This is a genomic window from Kitasatospora sp. NPDC059646, from assembly GCF_042734615.1.
Taxonomy (GTDB): Bacteria; Actinomycetota; Actinomycetes; order Streptomycetales; family Streptomycetaceae; genus Kitasatospora.
Genome location: NZ_JBHWDS010000021.1, coordinates 101,460 through 120,044, shown reverse-complemented (window position 1 = coordinate 120,044; position 18,585 = coordinate 101,460). Strand labels below are relative to the sequence as shown.

General features: G+C 73.5%; 17 protein-coding genes. 7 read left to right on the top strand and 10 right to left on the bottom strand.

Annotated elements, in window-relative coordinates; genetic code table 11:
- Positions 1 to 77 precede the first annotated feature (77 nt).
- Positions 78 to 1,145: a methyltransferase gene (locus ACFV1L_RS17625; RefSeq protein WP_380366790.1), complete on the bottom strand. Its 1,068-nt coding sequence runs from the start codon at positions 1,143 to 1,145 to the stop codon at positions 78 to 80.
- Positions 1,146 to 1,190: 45 nt separating this feature from the next.
- Positions 1,191 to 2,309 (bottom strand): nitrous oxide reductase family maturation protein NosD, encoded by a 1,119-nt coding sequence (locus ACFV1L_RS17620; RefSeq protein ID WP_380366788.1) that lies wholly within the window; start codon positions 2,307 to 2,309, stop codon positions 1,191 to 1,193.
- A 228-nt stretch (positions 2,310 to 2,537) separates the two neighbouring features.
- Here ACFV1L_RS17620 and ACFV1L_RS17615 point away from each other — a divergent pair, with 228 nt between their 5' ends.
- Complete coding sequence (locus ACFV1L_RS17615) at positions 2,538 to 2,825, top strand: hypothetical protein (RefSeq protein ID WP_380366786.1); 288 nt, start codon at positions 2,538 to 2,540, stop codon at positions 2,823 to 2,825.
- An 82-nt stretch (positions 2,826 to 2,907) separates the two neighbouring features.
- Here ACFV1L_RS17615 and ACFV1L_RS17610 read toward each other — a convergent pair whose 3' ends face one another.
- The gene (locus tag ACFV1L_RS17610) at positions 2,908 to 3,642 is read right to left on the bottom strand and encodes a hypothetical protein (RefSeq protein ID WP_380366784.1); all 735 of its coding nucleotides are present in this window, start codon (positions 3,640 to 3,642) and stop codon (positions 2,908 to 2,910) included.
- A 311-nt stretch (positions 3,643 to 3,953) separates the two neighbouring features.
- Between ACFV1L_RS17610 and ACFV1L_RS17605 the strand changes: the two genes are divergently transcribed.
- Entirely contained in the window at positions 3,954 to 5,621 is a 1,668-nt protein-coding gene (locus ACFV1L_RS17605; protein ID WP_380366783.1) for an alpha/beta hydrolase, read from the top strand.
- A 7-nt stretch (positions 5,622 to 5,628) separates the two neighbouring features.
- On the opposite strand, the gene ACFV1L_RS17600 is transcribed toward ACFV1L_RS17605, so the two are convergent.
- The 4 genes from ACFV1L_RS17600 to ACFV1L_RS17585 form a co-directional block, all read right to left on the bottom strand.
- Positions 5,629 to 7,389 (bottom strand): MFS transporter, encoded by a 1,761-nt coding sequence (locus tag ACFV1L_RS17600; protein ID WP_380366781.1) that lies wholly within the window; start codon positions 7,387 to 7,389, stop codon positions 5,629 to 5,631.
- Positions 7,386 to 7,940 (bottom strand): TetR/AcrR family transcriptional regulator, encoded by a 555-nt coding sequence (locus tag ACFV1L_RS17595; RefSeq protein ID WP_380366779.1) that lies wholly within the window; start codon positions 7,938 to 7,940, stop codon positions 7,386 to 7,388. The genes ACFV1L_RS17600 and ACFV1L_RS17595 overlap by 4 nt, the downstream gene beginning before the upstream one ends.
- Before the next feature lie 271 nt (positions 7,941 to 8,211).
- A complete protein-coding gene (locus tag ACFV1L_RS17590; protein ID WP_380366777.1) occupies positions 8,212 to 8,607 on the bottom strand; it encodes a cell division protein SepF in 396 nt (131 codons plus the stop codon).
- 396 nt (positions 8,608 to 9,003) lie between these two features.
- Positions 9,004 to 9,531 carry a DinB family protein gene (locus ACFV1L_RS17585; RefSeq protein ID WP_380366775.1) on the bottom strand — a complete coding sequence of 176 codons (528 nt, stop codon included), beginning with the start codon at positions 9,529 to 9,531 and terminating at the stop codon, positions 9,004 to 9,006.
- Between the two features lie 218 nt (positions 9,532 to 9,749).
- On the opposite strand from ACFV1L_RS17585, the gene ACFV1L_RS17580 reads away from it, so the two are divergent.
- On the top strand, positions 9,750 to 10,124 hold the full coding sequence (locus ACFV1L_RS17580) for a YrdB family protein (RefSeq protein WP_380366773.1): 375 nt from the start codon (positions 9,750 to 9,752) through the stop codon (positions 10,122 to 10,124).
- 163 nt (positions 10,125 to 10,287) lie between these two features.
- Here ACFV1L_RS17580 and ACFV1L_RS17575 read toward each other — a convergent pair whose 3' ends face one another.
- The gene (locus tag ACFV1L_RS17575; RefSeq protein ID WP_380366771.1) at positions 10,288 to 11,139 is read right to left on the bottom strand and encodes a TVP38/TMEM64 family protein; all 852 of its coding nucleotides are present in this window, start codon (positions 11,137 to 11,139) and stop codon (positions 10,288 to 10,290) included.
- 165 nt (positions 11,140 to 11,304) lie between these two features.
- Positions 11,305 to 12,207 carry a deoxyribonuclease IV gene (locus tag ACFV1L_RS17570; protein ID WP_380366769.1) on the bottom strand — a complete coding sequence of 301 codons (903 nt, stop codon included), beginning with the start codon at positions 12,205 to 12,207 and terminating at the stop codon, positions 11,305 to 11,307.
- 248 nt (positions 12,208 to 12,455) lie between these two features.
- Here ACFV1L_RS17570 and ACFV1L_RS17565 point away from each other — a divergent pair, with 248 nt between their 5' ends.
- Positions 12,456 to 13,112, top strand: coding sequence for a methyltransferase domain-containing protein (locus ACFV1L_RS17565; RefSeq protein WP_380366768.1), 657 nt, complete (start codon positions 12,456 to 12,458; stop codon positions 13,110 to 13,112).
- A 411-nt stretch (positions 13,113 to 13,523) separates the two neighbouring features.
- Here the strand turns inward: ACFV1L_RS17565 and ACFV1L_RS17560 are convergent, their stop codons facing one another.
- Positions 13,524 to 14,717 carry an MFS transporter gene (locus tag ACFV1L_RS17560; RefSeq protein WP_380366766.1) on the bottom strand — a complete coding sequence of 398 codons (1,194 nt, stop codon included), beginning with the start codon at positions 14,715 to 14,717 and terminating at the stop codon, positions 13,524 to 13,526.
- Positions 14,718 to 14,802: 85 nt separating this feature from the next.
- On the opposite strand from ACFV1L_RS17560, the gene ACFV1L_RS17555 reads away from it, so the two are divergent.
- The 3 genes from ACFV1L_RS17555 (at position 14,803) to ACFV1L_RS17545 (ending at position 17,904) form a co-directional block, all read left to right on the top strand.
- Entirely contained in the window at positions 14,803 to 16,116 is a 1,314-nt protein-coding gene (locus tag ACFV1L_RS17555) for an ROK family transcriptional regulator (protein WP_380366764.1), read from the top strand.
- 472 nt (positions 16,117 to 16,588) lie between these two features.
- On the top strand, positions 16,589 to 17,002 hold the full coding sequence (locus tag ACFV1L_RS17550; RefSeq protein ID WP_380366762.1) for a molybdopterin-binding protein: 414 nt from the start codon (positions 16,589 to 16,591) through the stop codon (positions 17,000 to 17,002).
- Positions 17,003 to 17,202: 200 nt separating this feature from the next.
- Entirely contained in the window at positions 17,203 to 17,904 is a 702-nt protein-coding gene (locus tag ACFV1L_RS17545; RefSeq protein ID WP_380366760.1) for a glycerophosphodiester phosphodiesterase, read from the top strand.
- Positions 17,905 to 18,585 lie beyond the last annotated feature (681 nt).

The following is an 18,585-nucleotide window of genomic DNA, read 5'->3' as shown; positions in this document are numbered from 1 at the left end:
CGCCCGCACCCCTCGGGGTGCGGGCGGCTTCTTGCGGCTCCGGGGTGCGGGCGGCTTCTGCTGCCGGCCCGGCGCGGTCAGACGACCGTGCAGGTGAAGGCGTGCAGGTACGGGTTGACCGGCGCGACGGTCTCCAGCAGCAGGCCCGACTCCTCGATCAGGGCGGTGAGGCTGCCCAGCGTGTGCTTCGCGCCGCCGACGTTGAGCAGCAGCAGCAGGTCCATCGCCGTGGTGAACCGCATCGAGGGCGAGTCGTCCACCAGGTTCTCCACGATCACCACCCGGGCGCCCGGACGGGCCACCGCGCGCAGGTTGCGCAGCGTGCGGCGGGTGGAGTCGTCGTCCCACTCCAGGATGTTCTTCACCAGGTACAGGTCCGCCTGCACCGGGATCGCCACCCGGCAGTCGCCCGCCACCAGCCGCGCCCGGCCGGCCAGCGGGCCGCCCGGCAGCAGCCGCGGATCGGCGTGCTCGACCACCTTCGGCAGGTCCAGCAGCGTGCCGTGCAGGTCCGGGTGACGCTCCATCAGGGCGGCCAGCGCCTGGCCCTGGCCACCGCCGATGTCGGCCACCGTGGCGATCCCGGTCAGGTCGAGGAAGTCCGCCAGGTCCTGCGCCGACTGGCGGCTGGACTGCGTCATCGCCCGGTTGAACAGGGCCGCGGAGTCCGGCGCGTCGTCGTGCAGGTACTGGAAGAACTCCTTGCCGAAGGTGTCGGAGAACACGCTGCGCCCGGTGCGCACCGCGTCGTCCAGCCGGGCCCAGGACTGCCAGGTCCAGGGCTCGGTGCACCACAGGGCGATGTCGCGCAGGCTCCCGGGCTCGTCGGCGCGCAGCAGGCGCGACAGCGGGGTGTGGGCGTAGCGGCCGTCGCCGGTCCCGGTGAACACGTCGTAGCAGACCAGGGCCCGCAGCAGGCGTTCCAGCGGGCCCGGTTCGACGCCCAGTCGGCGTGCCAACTCCTCGGCGGTGGCGGGCTGTTCGTCCAGCGCGTCGGCCAGCTTGAGGTTGGCCGCGGCACGCACCGCGCCCGCGCAGGCGGCGCCGAAGACCAGCTCGCGCAGCAGCATCCCGGGCGGGACGGCGCCGGGCGCGTCGGTGGCGGTCGGGGACATCGGGACGGGACGGGTCGGGGCGGAGGTCATGGGCTCGGCGGCCTTTCGTCGAGGGCTGGAGGGCTGGAGGGCCGGTCAGCAGTGGCCGGCGGGCTGGGAGGAGCTGCAGGCGTTGGCGGTGAAGGAGTTGCCGGTGCCGTGGTCCCGGTCGGCGAGGTCGGCCGGCAGGTTGTCGTGCAGGGCGTTGCCGGTGATGTCGGCGCGGGTGTTGGGCGCGCCCACGACGCTCGGGTACAGCACGATCCCGCCCGACATCGGCGACTCGCCGGAGTGGTCGGCCACCAGGTTGCCGGAGACCGTGACGTCCTCGGTGCCGGTCAGCAGGATGCCGGTGCCCTGCACCGCGTCCAGCCGCGGATTCGGCGCGCAGTAGCGGTTGTTGGCGCGCACCACGTTGTCGCGGACGGTCAGCGCACCGGCCCGTGGCACCCCGTCGTCGCCGACCACGAACACGCCGCCGCAGTTGCCGGACGCCAGGTTCGCCGTCACCGTCAGGTCCCGTACCCGGCGCAGCTGCAGGCCGATCCGGTTGCCGGTCAGCCGGTTCTCCGACACCTCGGTGCCGCGGGTCTCCAGCGCACCGCCCTTGCGGTCGAACCAGTTGGCGACGAAGATCCCCGCCTGCCCGTTGTCCCGCGCCTCGTTGTCGGTCAGCACCGTACGGGTCGACATCTCGACACTGATGCCCTGCAGGCCGTTGTCGTGGGACACCACCTGACGGACGGTCAGCCGGTCGGTGACGGCGGCCGAAATGCCGTTCTTCGTGAAGCCCGCCACCGCCAGCGACTCCACCACCGCCCCCGACACCGGGCGCACCGGCGCCCCCCGGTCGTCCGCCACGCCCGTCACGCACAGGCCGTTGCCGGCCTTCGCGCACGGGCCGGTGTCCGCCGGGTCGGGAACGAGCACGGTGCGGCTGCCCTGTCCGCGCAGCGTCACCCCGTCGGTGGCGAGGGTGACGCTGCCCGGGTAGCGCCCCGCGGCCAGCTCCACCACGTCGCCCGGGCGGGCCGCGTCCAGCGCGGCCTGCACCGAGGCGCCGGGTTCGAGGCGGTGCACCCTCGGGGCGGCGGCCGTCGCGGGCGCGGTGGCGGCCGGGGTGACGGCCAGCACGGTCGGGACGACGGCGGCGGAGGCGAACAGGGCGGCGGCGAGGCGGGTGCGCGGGCGCGCCGGAGCGAAGTGAGAAGTCATCGTGGGAAGCCGGCTTCCAGGGGTCGCGGTCGCGGACGGCGTGGGCGCGCCCGCCGCCTCGAAATTAAGGTCGCGCCCCGCCCGCGGCCAGCCGGGTTCGGTCGCAAGGGTTGCCCGCACCCGCCGACCGGGTGGCCCGGGAGCGGCGGCGCCACCCGTACACCCGATCGGGCGGCACTACGGGCCGGGCACCGAGCCCCCTCAGGCCGGCCGAACCACTATGGACCCATGACCACGCACAGCGGACGCATCGCCGAACACACCGATCCCGCCCCCGACGACCTGCACACCCTCGGCGTCGGCCGGACCGACCTGTTCCCCGCCGAACCGCACGCCGCGGACCACTACCGCACCGAGCGGCAGCGCAGCGAGGAGTACCGGCTCGACGAGGAACTCGCCGCCCGGCAGGCCGCCCCCGACACCGGCCCCGGGACGGAGGTGGAGACCGCGGGCTGGCCGGACGCCGACGACCCCGGCTGGGACTACGAGGACGTCATCCTCCGGTCGGTCAACTGAAGACCCGTCAGCGCACTGTGCCCGCCGCTCGGACACCCCGAACGGCGGGCACAGTGCGCTGACGGGCAGTCAGCGGGAGGCCTCAGTAGCGGTACGCCTTCACCACCACCGGGATCAGCGTGGTGTCCGAGGTCTTGGTGGAGAACGCCACCGGGTTCGCGGACGCGTTCGACGCCAGGTTCTCCACGCCCACCACCGAGGAGTCCACGGTGTGCCCGCTGTGGTCGGTGAAGTCCACCTGGATCGCGTACGAGCGCGTCTCCAAGGTGCTGTTGCGGACCGTCACCTTCGCCGCCGGCAGACCGCCGGTCTCCTGCAACGGCACCCCGGTCAACGTCACGTCGTCCAGCGCGTTGCCCGAGCCCGAGACGGTCGCCAGCGCCTGCGTCGCCTTGTCCCGGCTCGCCGCCGCCTGGGCGTTGGCCGACGCCTCGAACTGCGCCGCCCGCTGCGAGGCCGACGCCTGGGCCGCCGACGCCGACGCCACCGTCGACGAGTGCACCGACGCGAGCGGGGACGCCGGTTCGCCCGAGAAGTTCTCCACCTGCGGGCCCACCTCGAACGTCGACATCGCCGCCTGCACCGGATCCTCGCCCGACGAACCGCCGCACGAGGCCAGCGCCGCGATCCCCGCCGCGGCCACCCCCAACGCCAGCACCACCCGGGTGCCGCGCCGGGCCCGGCCCGCCGGGGCGGCACCGGCCGGCGGGCCGACCGGGCCCTGGCGCAGCAGCGGCTGCCGGGTCGGGCGGGGCCGGGGCGTGCCGCCGGCCGGTGCTCCGTCCGGGGTCGAACTGTTCCGCTCCGCGTCTCGCATCGCGCTGCACCCTTTCGCTCAGAACCGCGCCGGGCCACTCCGCGCCGCGGTCGATCCGGCGAGCCCTCGGCCCGCGCCCGGACGTGCGCGCAAGCCCTCGGCCCGCGCCCGGACGAGCGCGCAAGCCCTCGGCCCGCGCCCGGACGTGCGGAACCAGCGCTCCGCCCGCCACCCCCCATCGTCGGAGCCCGGCGGCCCCCGGGGCCAGCGGCGCTGCGCCATTGGGAGGAGTCCGACGGCCCGTCAGATCGACGGCGGCTAAGGGGCGATACGTATGGCGGGTGAGCGGAACGACAAGGGGGACGACGGCGGTGGGGGAGCAGCGGATCGTCCGGCGGTGGCCCACGTGGAGCGCGCTGGTCGGGGCGGTGGTGTTCTACTGCCTGTCCTTCACGCCGTCACTGCTGCCCCGGCCGTGGATCCTGCAGGCCGCCGCCGGGGCGATCACCGCGTTCTTCGGCTACGGCTTCGGCGCGTTCTTCGGCCTGGTCGCCGACCAGTGCGGGCTGCGCCCGACGCCGAACGTCCGGCGCGCCGGCTGGTGGCTGCTGGCCGTGGCGGGCAGCGGAGCCGTCGTCACGATCACCGCGTGGAGCGTCCGCTGGCAGGGCGACGTCCGGCGGGCCGTCGGCCTCGACCCGCGGATCAGCTGGTGGCAGTGGGCGCTGGTACTCCCGGTCGCCGCCCTCCTCGGCACCCTGCTGGTGCTCGCCGCCCGGGCCGTCCGGCTCGGCACCCGCACGCTGCGCCGGATCCTCGGCCGGGCCGTCCCCGGATGGGCGGCCGCCGCCGGGGCCGCCGCCCTCACCGCCGTGCTGGTGGTCGGCTTCGTCGAGGGCTTCCTGCTGCGCGGTCTGCTCGGCCTCGCCGAACGGGGCGCCGCCCTGACGGACCGTTCGACCGGCCCCGGCATCGTCCGGCCCGAACTCGCCAGCCTGTCCGGCAGTCCCGCCTCCCACGAGAGCTGGGACAGCCTCGGCGCGAAGGGCCGCGACTTCATCGGCCGCGCCCCCACCGCCGCACAGATCTCCGCGTTCACCGGACGCCCCGCCAAGGACCCCGTCCGGGCCTACGTCGGCCTGCGCTCCGGTGCGGGCACCGGCCTCGTCGACCCCGCCCACGTCCTGCAGGACAGGGCCCGGCGCGCCGTCGCCGAACTCGACCGGGCCGGCGGATTCCAGCGGAAGGTCCTGGTGGTGATCGGCACCACCGGCAGCGGCTGGGTCAACGAACGGATCGCCCAGCCGCCCGAGTACCTCTACGACGGCGACAGCGCCGAGGTCGCCTACCAGTACTCCTACCTGCCCAGCTGGATCTCCTTCCTGACGGAGGGTGAGGCCACCGAGGCCGGACGGGCGCTCTACGACGCGGTCCACGCCCACTGGGCGCACCTACCCGCCGAGAGCCGCCCCCGACTGCTGGTGGCCGGCGAGAGCCTCGGCTCCTACGCCACCGAACAGGCCTTCCCCGGCGGCGTCGCCCAACTCGCCGCGGAGACCGGCGGGGCACTGCTGGTCGGACCCACGCCCGACAACCCGCTGCGCGAGACCGTCACCGAACAGCGCGCCCCCGGCAGCCCCGTCTGGCGGCCCCTCTACCAGGACGGCCGCACCGTGCGCTTCGCCCAGCGGACCTCCGACTTCGCGGTACCCGACGCGCCCTGGCCCGAGCCCCGCGCCGTCTACCTCCAGAACGGCAGCGACCCCGTGGTGTGGTGGCAGCCCGCCCTGATCTGGAGCCGGCCCGCCTGGCTGAACGGGCAGCGCGCGTACGACGTCTCACCCACCATGCGCTGGTACCCCCTGGTGACGTTCTGGCAGGTCACCTGTGACCTGGCCGCGTCCGAGGCGGTGCCCGAGGGGCACGGCCACCGCTACGGCCTGATGCCGGCCGAGGCCTGGGCCAGGATCGTCCCGCCGGAGGGCTGGACCCCGCAGGACACCGAGCGGCTGGTGGCGTACCTGCGGGAGCAGTCCTGACGGGGCCTCAGGGGCAGCAGTGGGCGGCCGGCTCCGTCTCCGGGGTGGGCGCGGTCACTGCGGTGGCGGGGGCGTGGGGCGACGCTTCCCCGGTGGTGGCGGCGGCGGTCGGGGTGTTGTTGGCGGCGGTCGGGGCGGTGGGCGGCGGGGTCTGGGGGCGAGGGCGGAGGAGGCGGTGGGTGAGGGCGGCGGCCGACAGGAGCAGGGCGGTCGAGACCCAGGCCGCGACGTTGATGCCGTGGACGAAGGCGGTGCTCGCGCCGGTCAGCAGCTGATCGGCGAGGTCGCCCGGCAGGGACGCCGCCGCCTCGACCGCGCCGCCGAGGGAGTCGCCGGCCCGGCCGGCCACCGTCGGGTCGCTGCCCGCCGGGACGGTGAGCGAGCCCGCGTACAGGGCCGTCACGATCGAGCCGACCAGGGCGATGCCCAGCGCCGCGCCCAGTTCGTAGGCCGTCTCCGACACGGCCGACGCGGCACCCGCCTTGTCGGCCGGAGCGGAGCCCAGCACCAGGTCCGCTGACAGCGTGTACACCACGCCCTCGGCGGTGCCCAGCGCCAGGAACGACGAGCCGATCAGCAGGTACGTGCTGTCCACCCGGAGCAGGCCCAGCACCGCGATGCCGAGCCCCATCACCAGCAGACCGACCGTCAGCACCCGGCGCGCACCCGCGCGCCGCGCCAGCCGGGCCGTCAGCAGGCCGCCGACCACCGAACCGACGAAGGCCGGCAGTTCGGCGAAGCCCGCCGAGAGCGGGGAGTAGCCGCGGACCAGCTGGAGGTACTGCGACATGAAGAAGATCACACCGGACAGCCCGATCAGGCTGATCAGCGAGGCCAGCACCGCCGCCGTGAACCGGCGGTCACGGAACAGCCGGACCTCCAACAGCGGGGTCTCCAACCGGAGCTGACGCCGCACGAAGAGCGCGAGCGCCACCGCGCCCAGGACGAACGTCGCCGGAGTGCTCCAGGCGTCCAGGCCGTGCGCGGCGAACTCCTTGATCCCGTACACCACGCCGATCACACCGGCCATCGACAGCAGCACGCTCAGCATGTCCCAGCGGCCCGGGCGCGGATCCCGGGACTCCGGCAGCAGCCAGGCGCCGAACACCAGCAGCAGCACCATCACCGGCAGGTTCAGCAGGAACACCGACCCCCACCAGAAGTGCTCCAGCAGCACCCCGCCTACCAGCGGCCCGAGCGCCGCACCCGCCGTCGCGCCCGCACCCCAGATGCCGATCGCCGTCGCCCGCTCCCGGGCGTCCGGGAACAGCGCGCGGATCAGCGACAGCGTGGACGGCATGATCGTCGCACCCGCCACACCGAGCAACGCCCGCGCCACGATCAGCCAGCCCGGACCCGGAGCGTACGCCGCCAGCAGCGAAGCCGCGCCGAACGCCACCGACCCCGCCAGCAGCACCCGCTTGCGCCCCAACCGATCGCTGAGCGCACCCATCGACACCAGCAGGCCCGCCAGCACGAACGAGTAGACGTCGCCGATCCACAGCAGCTGGGTGCCGGACGGGCGGAGGGTCTCGGTGATCGACGGGATGGCGAGGGAGAGCACCGTTGCGTCCACCGCCACGAGCGTGACGGCGAGGACGAGGACGCCGAGGCCGGTCCAGCGACGGCCGGTGCCGGTGGACCGGTCGGGGTCGGTCGTCCCGCTGGGGCCGGTGCCGGGGGTCCGGCCGGGGCCGGCGGCCTGCTGGCCGGAGCCGGTGGGCCGGTCGGCCTGGTGGCCGGAATCGGCGGTGAGGGGGGAACTCATGGTGTATCAGGTCTCCGTAGAGCACCGCCGAGGAACAGCTCGGCGAGCGAGAATGCGCTTTCGCGCGGGGCGAGCCGGCCGTCCTGGACGGCCCAGCCGATGCCGGCAACCAGGTCGAAGAACGCTTCGCTGAGCCAGCCGGCCGAGAGTTCGATCCGGAACGTTCCTTCCCGCTGCCCGCGCAGGAACAGGGCGCGGACCCGGGCGTCCTGGAACTCCCAGAGGTCGTTGATCTCCGGATCGTCGTACAACTGGCTCTCGCCGGCCAGGAACGCGCACAGCGCCGCATCCGGTACCACCGCGTCCACCAGTCGTCGCAGGGCCGCCTCGGCGTTGTCCTCCTCGATGCGCGCGGTGTCGAGCGCGGCCGAGAAGCGGCGCAGACCGAGCGCGCCCACCTCGCGGATCAGCGCCTCCCGCCCCGGGAAGATCCGGTGCAGCGTGGCGCGGCTGATGCCGGCGGCGCGGGCGATCTCGTCGAGATGGGCCGTCGGGCGTCGGGAGAGGACGCCGACGGCAGCCTCAAGGACGGAGTCGCGGTCGGTTGCCATGAGATCAGCCTAGCGCAGATGAGACGTTGATGTCTCATATTGGAGGTTTGGGCCTCACGTGGTGGGTGCGGGTGTGGGGGCGGGCGGCGTGGGTGAGTGGACGTGGGGTGCGGGACGTGGGGTGCGGGGCGTGGGGTGCGGGGCGTGGGGTGCGGGGCGTGGGGTGGGCCGGGAACGGCGAAGACCCCGCGCGAGGCGCGGGGTCTTCGGGGGGTGCGGTAAAGCCGTTGGGCTGCGGGGCCGGTTCGGGTCTTCCGGTGTGCGGTGGGGTTCAGCTCTGGTTGTAGAAGCCCGACTCGTCGAGCGGGCGGTCGATGACCATCACCTCGACGTCCGCCGGCGTGAGCAGGAACACCCGGCGGGCGATCCGCTCGATGCCGCCGCAGGTGCCGAAGATCAGGCCGGAGGCGAAGTCAACCATCCGCTTGGCCTCGGCGTCGTCCATCTCGGTGAGGTCCATGACCACCGGAGTGGACGCCCGGATGTGCTCGCCGACGGTGCGGGCAGCCTCGAACCCGGTCGGCCGGAGCGAGACAATCTTGGACGGGCCGATCTGCACGCTCGGTAGCGTGTCCTCGCCGTCCCACGATTCCTCGTACATCGCGGCCGGGTAGCTGCCGGAAGGCATCAGCCACCCGTTGTGGTGCTCGTCGCGAAGTGCTCCCATTAGCCGCGCCTCCCTGTCTCGTTCCGTACTCGTCCCCCGGAGGACGACGGGTCGTTTTGACACGTCATCCACTTGTTGGAACTGTCCGAGTATCGCACTGATCACCGCAGATGTGCCCGCACGCGCCCACCGGACGGTTTGTGGCGCGGGGGAAAGTCCGCAGCTATTCGGACATTCGCAACGACGCACGCGGCCGGTGAACGGTTGCGCGCGACGACACTATCGGTGGTGACCCGGCGGCAGTTGACTGTGTGTCAACAATCATGTAACGGCTTCGCTCGATGGGGTCACTGGTGAACCTCGGTTCCTCGGCTGTACTCCTGGCGTGTCGCGGGCCAACGCGTGGGTGCGGTCGGCGGCCGGACGTGTTCTGCGGCCCGCCCGGGCCTCCCGATCTCACTCGCCGGTCGCACCGTCGATCCGCTCGCGGATCAGGTCGGCGTGGCCGTTGTGCCGCGCGTACTCCTCGATCATGTGGACGAGAATCCAACGGAGCGTCACTTCGTTGCCGCGCCACAGGCGCTTGCCCACCGTGTCGAGCGACAAACCCTCCACGGCAGCACGGGCGTAGGCGACGTCCTCCTGCCAGGCGGCCGTGTCGGCCACCGGATCGGCGTCCTCGACGAGGTCGAAGTCGCCGTCCGGGAACGTCTCGGACCAGTAGCGGCTGTCCGGCCCGAGGTCCTCACCGTTGAGGTACCGGCGGAACCAGTGGCGCTCCACCTCGGCCATGTGCCGGACCAGGCCGAGCAGCGACATCGAGGACGGGGGACAGGACCGTTCGCGGAGTTGCTCCGGTGTCAGTCCGTCGCACTTGAGGGCGAGCGTGGCGCGATGGAAGTCCAGCCAGGCGGTGAGCATGGTCGCCTCGTCCGCGGCGAACGGCGGGCTGGTGCGGGTGGTGGCGGGGGTGGCGTTCGTCATGCGGACATGGTGGGGGAGGTGCTGGGCGGCGAGCGAACTGTTTTCGCGCGCCGGGGGGTTGGTGGGGTACCGGGAGTGTGGGACGGGGCGCGGTGGGGGCGAGCGGCGTGCGGCAGGCGGCGCGGCAGGCGGGTGGTGTCGTCGAGTGGTGTCGTCGAGTGGTGTCGCCGAGTGGTGCGATGATCGGATCATCGTGGCGGGCTGTTCGTGGTGGGGGTGTGGCCGTGCGCAAGGTGATGACGGGTTTCCAGCTGATGTTGCGTCTCCTGCTGGAGCTGGCCTCGCTGGTGGCACTGGCGGTGGGTGGCTACGGCCTGTGGAGCGGCGACCCGGTGGCGGTGCGGGTCTTCATCGCGCTGGCACTGCCGGTGGCCGCCGCCGTGCTGTGGGGGCGCTACGCGGCACCGCGGCGGCCCGTCCGTGACTCGGCGGTGGCCTGGTACGGCGTCCAACTGCTGATCTGGGGCGGCTCGGTCGCGCTGCTGGCCGTCACCGGTCACGCCGCCTGGGCGATCGGGCTCGGGGTGCTGATGGTCGTCAACACGGTGTGGCTGCGGGTGCTCGGAGAGTGGTCACCGGCGATCGAGCGGTAGCGGCCGGCTGAGGGGCGCCGAGGGGCGGAGCTCCTGCTCCATCGGGGTTGGGTGCTGACGGTCCGTCGGGAGAGGCGAGGAACGCCGAGCTGTCGGGCCCTGGGCCTGACGTCCGGGGCTGGGGCCAGGTCGGCGGACGGGCAGGTGGTGACTGGAACGGAGTTCAGGCGGAACGGCGGGGACGGGCGCGCCAGAGCGAGACGGCGCTGAAGACGCACATCGCCGCGATCACCGACGCCGAGATCAGGAACGCCGGGGAACCGGGCGAACTCGCGCTCGCCCCCGCGATGACGTACGCCGCCGTGGTCGGCACCACGCCGAGCACCGTCGCCGCCAGGTACGGCCAGAACCGGACCCCGGAGAACGCGCACGCGAAGTTGCCCGCCTGGAACGGCGCCCCCGGGAACAGGCGCACCAGCAGCACGCTGCGGAAACCCTGTTCGGAGAGCCGGCGGTCGATCTCGGTCAGCACCTTGCCGCGGACCAGCGGCCGCAGGGCCTCCCGACCGAGCGACCGCCCGAGCGCGAACGCCACGATCGCGCCGATCGCCGACCCGGCGACCGCGAGCGGAACGCCCCACAGCGAGCCGAACAGCAGGCCCATCCCGGCGTTCAGTGCGGGCCGCGGCAGGAACGCCACCGTGCCGAAGGCGTACGCCGCCAGTGCGACCGGCATCCGCCACGGGCCGGCCGCCGCTGCGAGTACGGCCGTCGGATCCCAGAGCAGGAGTGAGGCCGCGGCGGCGGCGAGCACGCCGGCCAGCAGACCGAGGCGCAGCAGTGCGCGGCGGTGCGGGCGGCGCGGCTGCGGCGGGGTGGGGGTTCCGGTGGTGCTTGTGGCGGTGCCGGTCTCGGGGGCGGTGGGACCGGTGGCCGCGGTTTCGGCGGCGATTGCGGCGGCGGTTTCGGTGGCGGTGGCGGTTTCGGTTTCGGCGGCGGTGGCGGCAGGTGTGGCGATGGCGCGGGTGGCGGGGAGTGGCGCGGTGGGGCCGGGTGTCGGCTGCGGGGCGGGCACCCAGGGAGCTTAACCGTCGTCCCGGCCGGGGCTCCGGGAGGGTGCTCGGTGGTGGTGAGGCCGGTGCGGCCCGGTTTGCGGGTGCGGGAGATCGGGCCCGTTCGATGGGCGGGGCTCGGGGGCGGCGCGGTTCGGGGGTGCGGCGGGGTTCGGGGCGGGCGTGGCTCAGGCGGTGGGGCGGCGGAGCTGTTTCAGCAGGGCGATGTCGGCGGCCTGGCGGACCCCTTCGACGCGGTCGGGGTCGTGGCGGCCGTCCGGTGTCTCGATGATCAGCGGGACGCCGGCGGTCGCCGGGTGCGCCAGCAGGGCCTGGAACGCCGGGGCTCCGATGTGGCCGGCACCGATGTTCTCGTGGCGGTCCTTGCGGGCGCCCGCGACGTCCTGCGAATCGTTGGCGTGGATCAGCCGCAGTCGGTCCGGGCCGACCGCGCGGTGCAGTTCGTCGAAGAGTTCGTCGACTCCGCCCGGGGCGGCCAGGTCGTGGCCGGCGGCGAAGGCGTGGCAGGTGTCGAGGCAGACGCCGACCCGGGGGTGGTGGTCCAGCGCCTCCAGGTAGGCGGCGAGGTCCTCCATCCGCGCGCACAGCGAGCTGCCCTGTCCCGCCGTCGGCTCCAGCAGCAGCCACGGGGCGTCGTCCCCGTACCGGTCGAGCCCGTCGAGGATCGGCAGAACCTGGGCGCGGACCTGAGCCAGCGCGTCCTGCCGGGTGCCGCACAACGCCGAACCGGTGTGGACCACCGTGCCGAGCGCGCCGATCGCCGCGGAACGGTGCAGCGAATGCGTCAGTGACTCGACCGAACGTTCGCGGGTCGCCGGGGAGTCGGACCCGAAGTTGATCAGGTACGGCGCGTGCACGTACGCCGGGATGCCCTGCTCTGCGCAGGCCGTGCGGAATGCCAGATCATGCGCGGGATTCCCGGCCGGCGTGGCCCACCCCCGCGGGTTGGCGACGAACACCTGCACCGCCTCCGCGCCCACCTTGGCGGCGTAGGCCAGCCCCGTTCCCGCCAGCCCCCTTCCGGCAACGGGAACATGGGCGCCGATCGGGTTGCGCAGGACGGGATTCATGGCCACGAGCATCGCACGGCAGGATGGAACGGCAGGTCACCGGGTTCGAGCCCCGGGCCCGGCAGCGCCCTTCGACGCGCGGCGCGCGGGACTGCCTGGCGGTCCCGGGCCGAGACTCCTCGGCGGGGCGGGTGGGTCCGGCGTTGGGGGAGGAAGGGTGCGCCGGGCGGGGCTCGCGGGTTCGATTCGGCTGGTGGACGGAGCGTGAGGCAGTGGACACACCCCCGGAGCAGGAGAGGCGGAGACGGATGAACGAGCCACTGGCGCGGGCGCAGCGCGAGCACTGGGAGCGGACGTACTCCGCGCACCCCGGCATGTACGGGGAACGACCGTCGGAGTCGGCGGAGTACGCCGCCGAAGTGTTCCCACCGGGCGGGGCCGTTCTGGAACTCGGTGCCGGGCACGGACGGGACGCGCTGTTCTTCGCCCGGCAGGGCTTCACGGTGATCGCGGCGGACTTCAGCCCCGTCGCCCTCGACCAACTGGCCGCGCGGGCCGCCGTCGAGGGGCTGGCAGTGACCACCGCTGTCCAGGACGTCCGCGAGCCGCTGCCCCTGCCGGACGGGTCGGTCGACGCGGTGTACGCGCACATGCTGTTCTGCATGGCGTTGTCCACGGCAGAGTTGGAGACGCTGGTTCGGGAGGTGCGGCGGGTCCTGCGGCCCGGGGGAGTGCTGGTCTACACCGTTCGGCACACCGGCGACGCGCACTACGGCACCGGCACCGGCCACGGTGACGACATCTGGGAGCACGGCGGCTTCGCGGTGCACTTCTTCTCGCGCGACTTGGTGGACCGCCTCGCGGAGGGTTGGGGTCCGGCCGAGGTCGAGGCGTTCGAGGAAGGTGACCTGCCGCGCCGACTGTGGCGGGTGACGCAGCGGAGGACGGATGAAGGGGAGGACTGAAGCGGGGCACTGATGCAGAGGACTGGCCGAGCCCCGGACGGGCTGAGGCGTTGGGCGCGCGGGCGTTGGGCGTCCGGGCCGTCCGGGCCGTCCGGGCGTTGGGCGTTGGGCGCGTGGGGGCTCTGGCGGGCGGCGTCGTGAGCGCGCGTGGCGGTGCGGGAGGTGGCGTGGCGCCGGGAGGGGCGCGGGATCGGGTCCCGTGCCCCCCGCGTGGCGTGGACTCGTACTGGGCGGGCCGTCAGGCCGACCTCGTCGGCGAGTGCAGGGTGGTTTCGTCGGCTCGGCCGGGGGAGCGGCTTGGGTCGGCCGGGCGGGCTGAGCCGGGCCGACCCGGTCGTGCCAGGCCGGTCGGCGTTGGCCTGCCGGCCGGGTCGGGAGTCGTTCGGTGGTACCGAGGCGGTCTGCGCTGGGTCAGGCGGTGGGCTCCAGGGAGCTTGAGGCGACCGGGGAGTCCGCCGACTTGCGGTGGCGCATGGCGGTGGCGGACGGGATCAGCGCGGCCGCCAGCACCGTGACGACGACGAAGGAGGCCGTCAGCGAACTGGCCTGTGCGATGCCGCCGACCACGGCCGGGGCGACCAGGCCGGAGGTGTAGGTGATGGTGGCGACGCCCGCGATGGACTGGCTCGGGTTGCTGCCGGCCCGTCCGGCGGCGGCGAACGCGAGTGGAACGACCACGGCGATGCCGATGCCGATCAGGGCGAACCCGGGGATGGCCAGGTACGGACTGTCGGCCAGGACCACCAGCAGACCGCCGAGCGCGGCGACCGCACCGCTGACCCGCACCGTGCGGACCGGGCCGAGCCGCCGGATCACCGCGTCGCCCGCCAGGCGGGCCGCGGCCATGGTGCCGGCGAAGGCGGTGAAGCAGGCGGCGGCGGTCGATGCCGAGGCACCGGTGATGTCGCGCAGGTAGACGCCGCTCCAGTCCATCGAAGCGCCCTCGGCGAACACTGCGCAGAAGCCGACCAGACCGATGACCAGCGCTTCCTTCGGCGGCAGCGCGAAGCGCGGCGGGGCCTCCTCGTCGGCGGTCGGTCGTACGTCGAGCACGCCGCGCGACACCGCCTGTCCGAGCAGCACCAGGACCAGTGCGGTCACCGCGAACTGCAGCCGGGCGTCCACCTGCTGATGCGCCGCCAGCACACCGAAGCCGGAGGCGATCAGACCACCCAGGCTCCACATTCCGTGCAGACCCGACATGATCGATCGGCCGAGCCGCTCCTCGACCTCGACGCCCTGGGCGTTCATCGCCACGTCCGACATGCCGGCCGTCGCGCCGTAGAGGAACAGGGAGAGGCAGAGCACCACGAGGTGCGGGGAGAGCGCCGGCAGGGCCAACGAGAGGCACCACAGCGACAGCAGGCCCTGGAGCGCCGCCCGGGCGCCGAAGCGGTGCACGATGCGGCCGGCCAGCGGCATCGCCACCGACGCACCGATCGCCGGGAACACCAGGGCGAGACCGAGCTGACCGGGGCTCAGGTCGAGGTGGTCCTTGATCCACGGGATGCGGGTGACGAAGGTACCGGTGACGGCACCGTGGACGGCGAACACCAGCGCCACGCTCACCCTTGCGCGCTGGACGTCCTTGAGAGTTTCGCCCATGCCGGGGCTCCCCCTTGAGTCGGTCGGATGGGAATAAACTATCAGGGACCCTGCCTGATAGAAACCTCTGGAAGGATGCAGGCTCATGACGACCGCTCGCACCGCCACGCCGAGCACCGCCCGGGCCATCAACGACCGGCTGGCCCTCGACCTGTTGCTCGAACGCGGCCCGCTCACCGCATCCGACCTGCGCACCCTGACCGGACTCTCTCGCCCCACCGTCGCCGACCTGCTCGAACGGCTGCAACGCGGTGGCCTGGTCGCCCAGACCGGCGAGAGCGCCGCGCTGCGCCGAGGCCCCAACGCCCGGCTGTACGGCCTGGTCGCGGACCGCGCCCACCTCGCCGGCATCGACATCCGTGCGACCGGCGTCAGCCTGGTGGTCGCCGACCTGACCGGCCGGACGCTCGGCACCGCGACCATTGAGGCACCGGGCGAGAGCGGGGCCGGGCAGGACGCCGCCGGGGTCGAAGCGGCGGGGGCGGCCGGGTCCGCTGCCGGTGCCGGCGGTGGTTCCGGTGGTGGTTCCGATGCCTGCGCCGCTGGGGCTGGTGGCGGGGTCGGTGGGGTGGGCGAGGGTGACCTCCTGGTGGAGCGGACCGTCGAGACACTGCTCGCGACCGCCGCCGAGGCCGGGGCCCGTGAGCTGCACACCGTCGCGGTCGGCGCGCCCGGACTGGTGGATCCGGTGAGCGGAGCGCTCAACAACTCCGGGAAGCTGCCCCAGTGGCACACCAAACTGCTCGCGGCCCTGCGCGCCCGGCCGGGGACGGAGGTGATCCTGGAGAACGAAGTGAACCTGGCGGGCATCGCCGAACACCGCATCGGTGCCGCCCGGGGCAGGAAGGACTTCGCCCTGATCTGGCTCGGCCACGGCGTCGGCGCGTCGGTGGTGCTGGACGGCCGGCTGCGTCGCGGAGCCTCCGGCGGAACCGGCGAGATCGGCTTCCTGCCCGTGCCCGGAACCGTCGGCCTGCCGGACGCCACCAGGTGCGACGGCGGCTTCCACTCCCTGGTGTCGAGCGCCGCGATCTGTGAACTCGGCGCCCGCCACGGCCTGCACGCCGAGCCCGACGGACTGAGGCCCGGCGCCGAAGCCGTGGTGCGGCTCGCCGTTCGGGACGGTGCTGAGGAGTTCCTGGAGGAGTTGGCCGGACGGATCGCCGTCGGTGCCTCCGCGATCTGTGTGGTGCTCGACCCGGGGTGTGTGGTGCTGGGCGGCGAGATCGGACAGGCCGGCGGCCCCGACCTGGCCGCGCGGGTCGAGCGCCACCTCGCCCGGCTCTCCCCGCTCGCCACCGAGGTCCGCGCCGGCACAGCGGGTGGCGGTGCCGTGCTCGCCGGTGCCGTACTGACCGCCGGAGACGCGGCGCGACGCGAGTTGTTCGGCGGCGAGTGAGGCTCCGCTCGCTCCCATCGGGGCGCCGTTGTCTCGGTGGCAGGGCGTGACGTTTGGGACTGCTGCACTGTCGGGCCGTGGATGCTGCGGCCACGCCTGGCGAGGTGACGCCTCGTCAGGTGCCGTGTGGCCGGGTGCCCGGTGGTCGGGTGCCCGGTGGTCGGGTGGTGCGTGGTGAGCGCGCGACGGGTCGGGCGGCGTGATTCGGGCGTCGGCGTCGGGCTGCTGCAGGAGCGGCGGCTGTACGGGTGGCGGGGTGACGCGGACGCTGCAGGCTGCTGGTCCGGGGCGGTCGATGAGCGGCAGGCGGTGCAGGACCGGCGGGGGCGGGGGAAGTACGGGAGCGTGTCGGCGCGTGTCGGGGCGACGGTCGTCGGGGCGCTGCGGGCGGGGTGTGTGCGGGGACATCGGCCGGTACGGCAGGATGACGGAGTCCTCCCCTCCTTCTGCGAGTAGCCCAGGAGCTGCATCGATGGCCACCCCTGACCGGCCCGTCCATCCGTACCGCATCGGCGAGGCGGCCTCGATGCTGGGGGTGAGCGCCGACACCATGCGGCGGTGGGTGGACGCGGGACGACTGCCGGCAGCCCGCGACGAGAACGGCCACCGGATCATCGCCGGAGCTGAACTCGCCGCGTTCGCTCGCGAGTTGGCCCGACCGGAGAACAGTGAGGCGGAAGGGCGTTCCTCGGCCAGGAACCGGTTCCCGGGAATCGTGACGGCCGTGGTGCTGGGGGACGTGGCCGCGAAGGTGGAGATCCAGGCCGGGCCCTTCCGAGTGGTCTCGCTGATCAGCCGGGACTCGGCGGAGGAACTCGGGCTGGTGCCCGGTGCGCCCGCCACCGCCGTGATCAAGTCGACCAACGTCGTTGTCGAGCGTCGCTGATCCGATACCCGGGCAGCGGTGAGCCACCCTGGGCCGAGCGGGGAGCCGGATCGTCCGAGAGCCAGGCCGGCGGCCAGCAGGTTTCGGAGGCACCTGCACAGGGCCGACCTGGAGCCGCCTAGGATGCGGAGTTCTGCGGCCAACCGCTGGCGAGGCGGTCCGTGGTGTGAGTTGCCCGACTGTGCGAGAGGACGACCCCGTTGAAGAGCCGCGTGCGCGCCGTTGCCCACCGAGGCGACCCGTACCAGCACCGCGAGAACACCCTGCCGGCGGTCAGCGCCGCCCTCGCGGCGGGAGCGGACGCCGTTGAGGTCGACGTTCAGCTCACCCGTGACGGCGTGCCGGTGCTGCTCCACGATCAGACCTTGGAACGGCTCTGGAACGACCCGCGCCCGATCAATCGCGTCACCTCCGAGCAGCTCGCCGAACTGGCCCGGCCGGGCCTGCGGATCCCCACCCTGGCCGAGGCGCTCGCGGTCGTCGCGGAGACCGACGGCCGACAGTTGCTGATCGACCTGGACGATGCCCGCCCCGTCACCGCGACCTGGCGGACCGTCAGTGAAATCGGCCTGACCGACCGGGTCGCGTTCTGCGGCTCGGTCGCCGCGATGCTTGCGGTGCGGGAAACCGCTCCCGAGGCGGAGATCTCGCTGACCTGGAACCGGCTCCAACTGCCCAAGCAGCGTCTGCTGGAAGAGCTGCGCCCCCGCTACCTGAACCCGCCCTTCGGCCTGGTCGACGAGCGCCTGGTCGCGAGTGTGCACGACGCCGGCCTGGCCCTTGCCACCTGGACCGTGGACCTGCGCAGGACGATGCGACGGATGCTCGACCTCGGCGTCGACTCGCTCACCTCGAACCGAGTGGCCCTGCTGCGCCGGACGATCGACCAGCACCGCGGCTGACCTTCGCCGGCAGGGCCGGTGCGCGGAGAGGGACGGGCCTCGGGCCGGTACGGTGCCGGGGCTGTGCTGTGCCTGCCCGACGCGGTGGGCTCCGCTTCGGCCAGGGCCAGTCGCAGTCGTGCTGGCCGAGGGCTCAGCCGACAGGTGCCCGGCCTTGCCGGAGTGCCGGGGAAGGCTCGCTGAGAACTGTGCGGGCGTGGGTGTGGCACTGGATACGGGAAAGTCCCTCGGGTCGGGCGAGCCCAGGGACGTGCTGGCACTGGCGGAGAGTTGAGTCGGCCACTGGTCGAGGCACCGGTGTGTGGTCCGCCGGGCACCGGCGACGAGTCGAGCGATCGTCCTTGCGAGGACGGTGAGGGCGAGCGAGGTCATGGTGCGTCCGATCTGTCGTGCGATGCGAGTGCGGCGCCGAGGAGGGAGCAGGGGTGCCGGTGCCGGTCTCGGGTGGGCCCGGTGGAAGAGCAGGCAGTTGACGGCCCGTCCGACGGGTGCGGAGGCACGCCGTGCCTCGGGTGACTGGCCGCTGAGATGACCGTTATGTGTTGAAATAGGACGATCATTGCGGCGCATTGGCGGCGGAGGTGGTGGCGGTGGCAAGGGAGGACTCCCCGGATCCACGCGAGTCGAACGAACGACCCGAGCCACCGGCACCGCCCGGCAGCGGGCGCGACGAGGGCAACG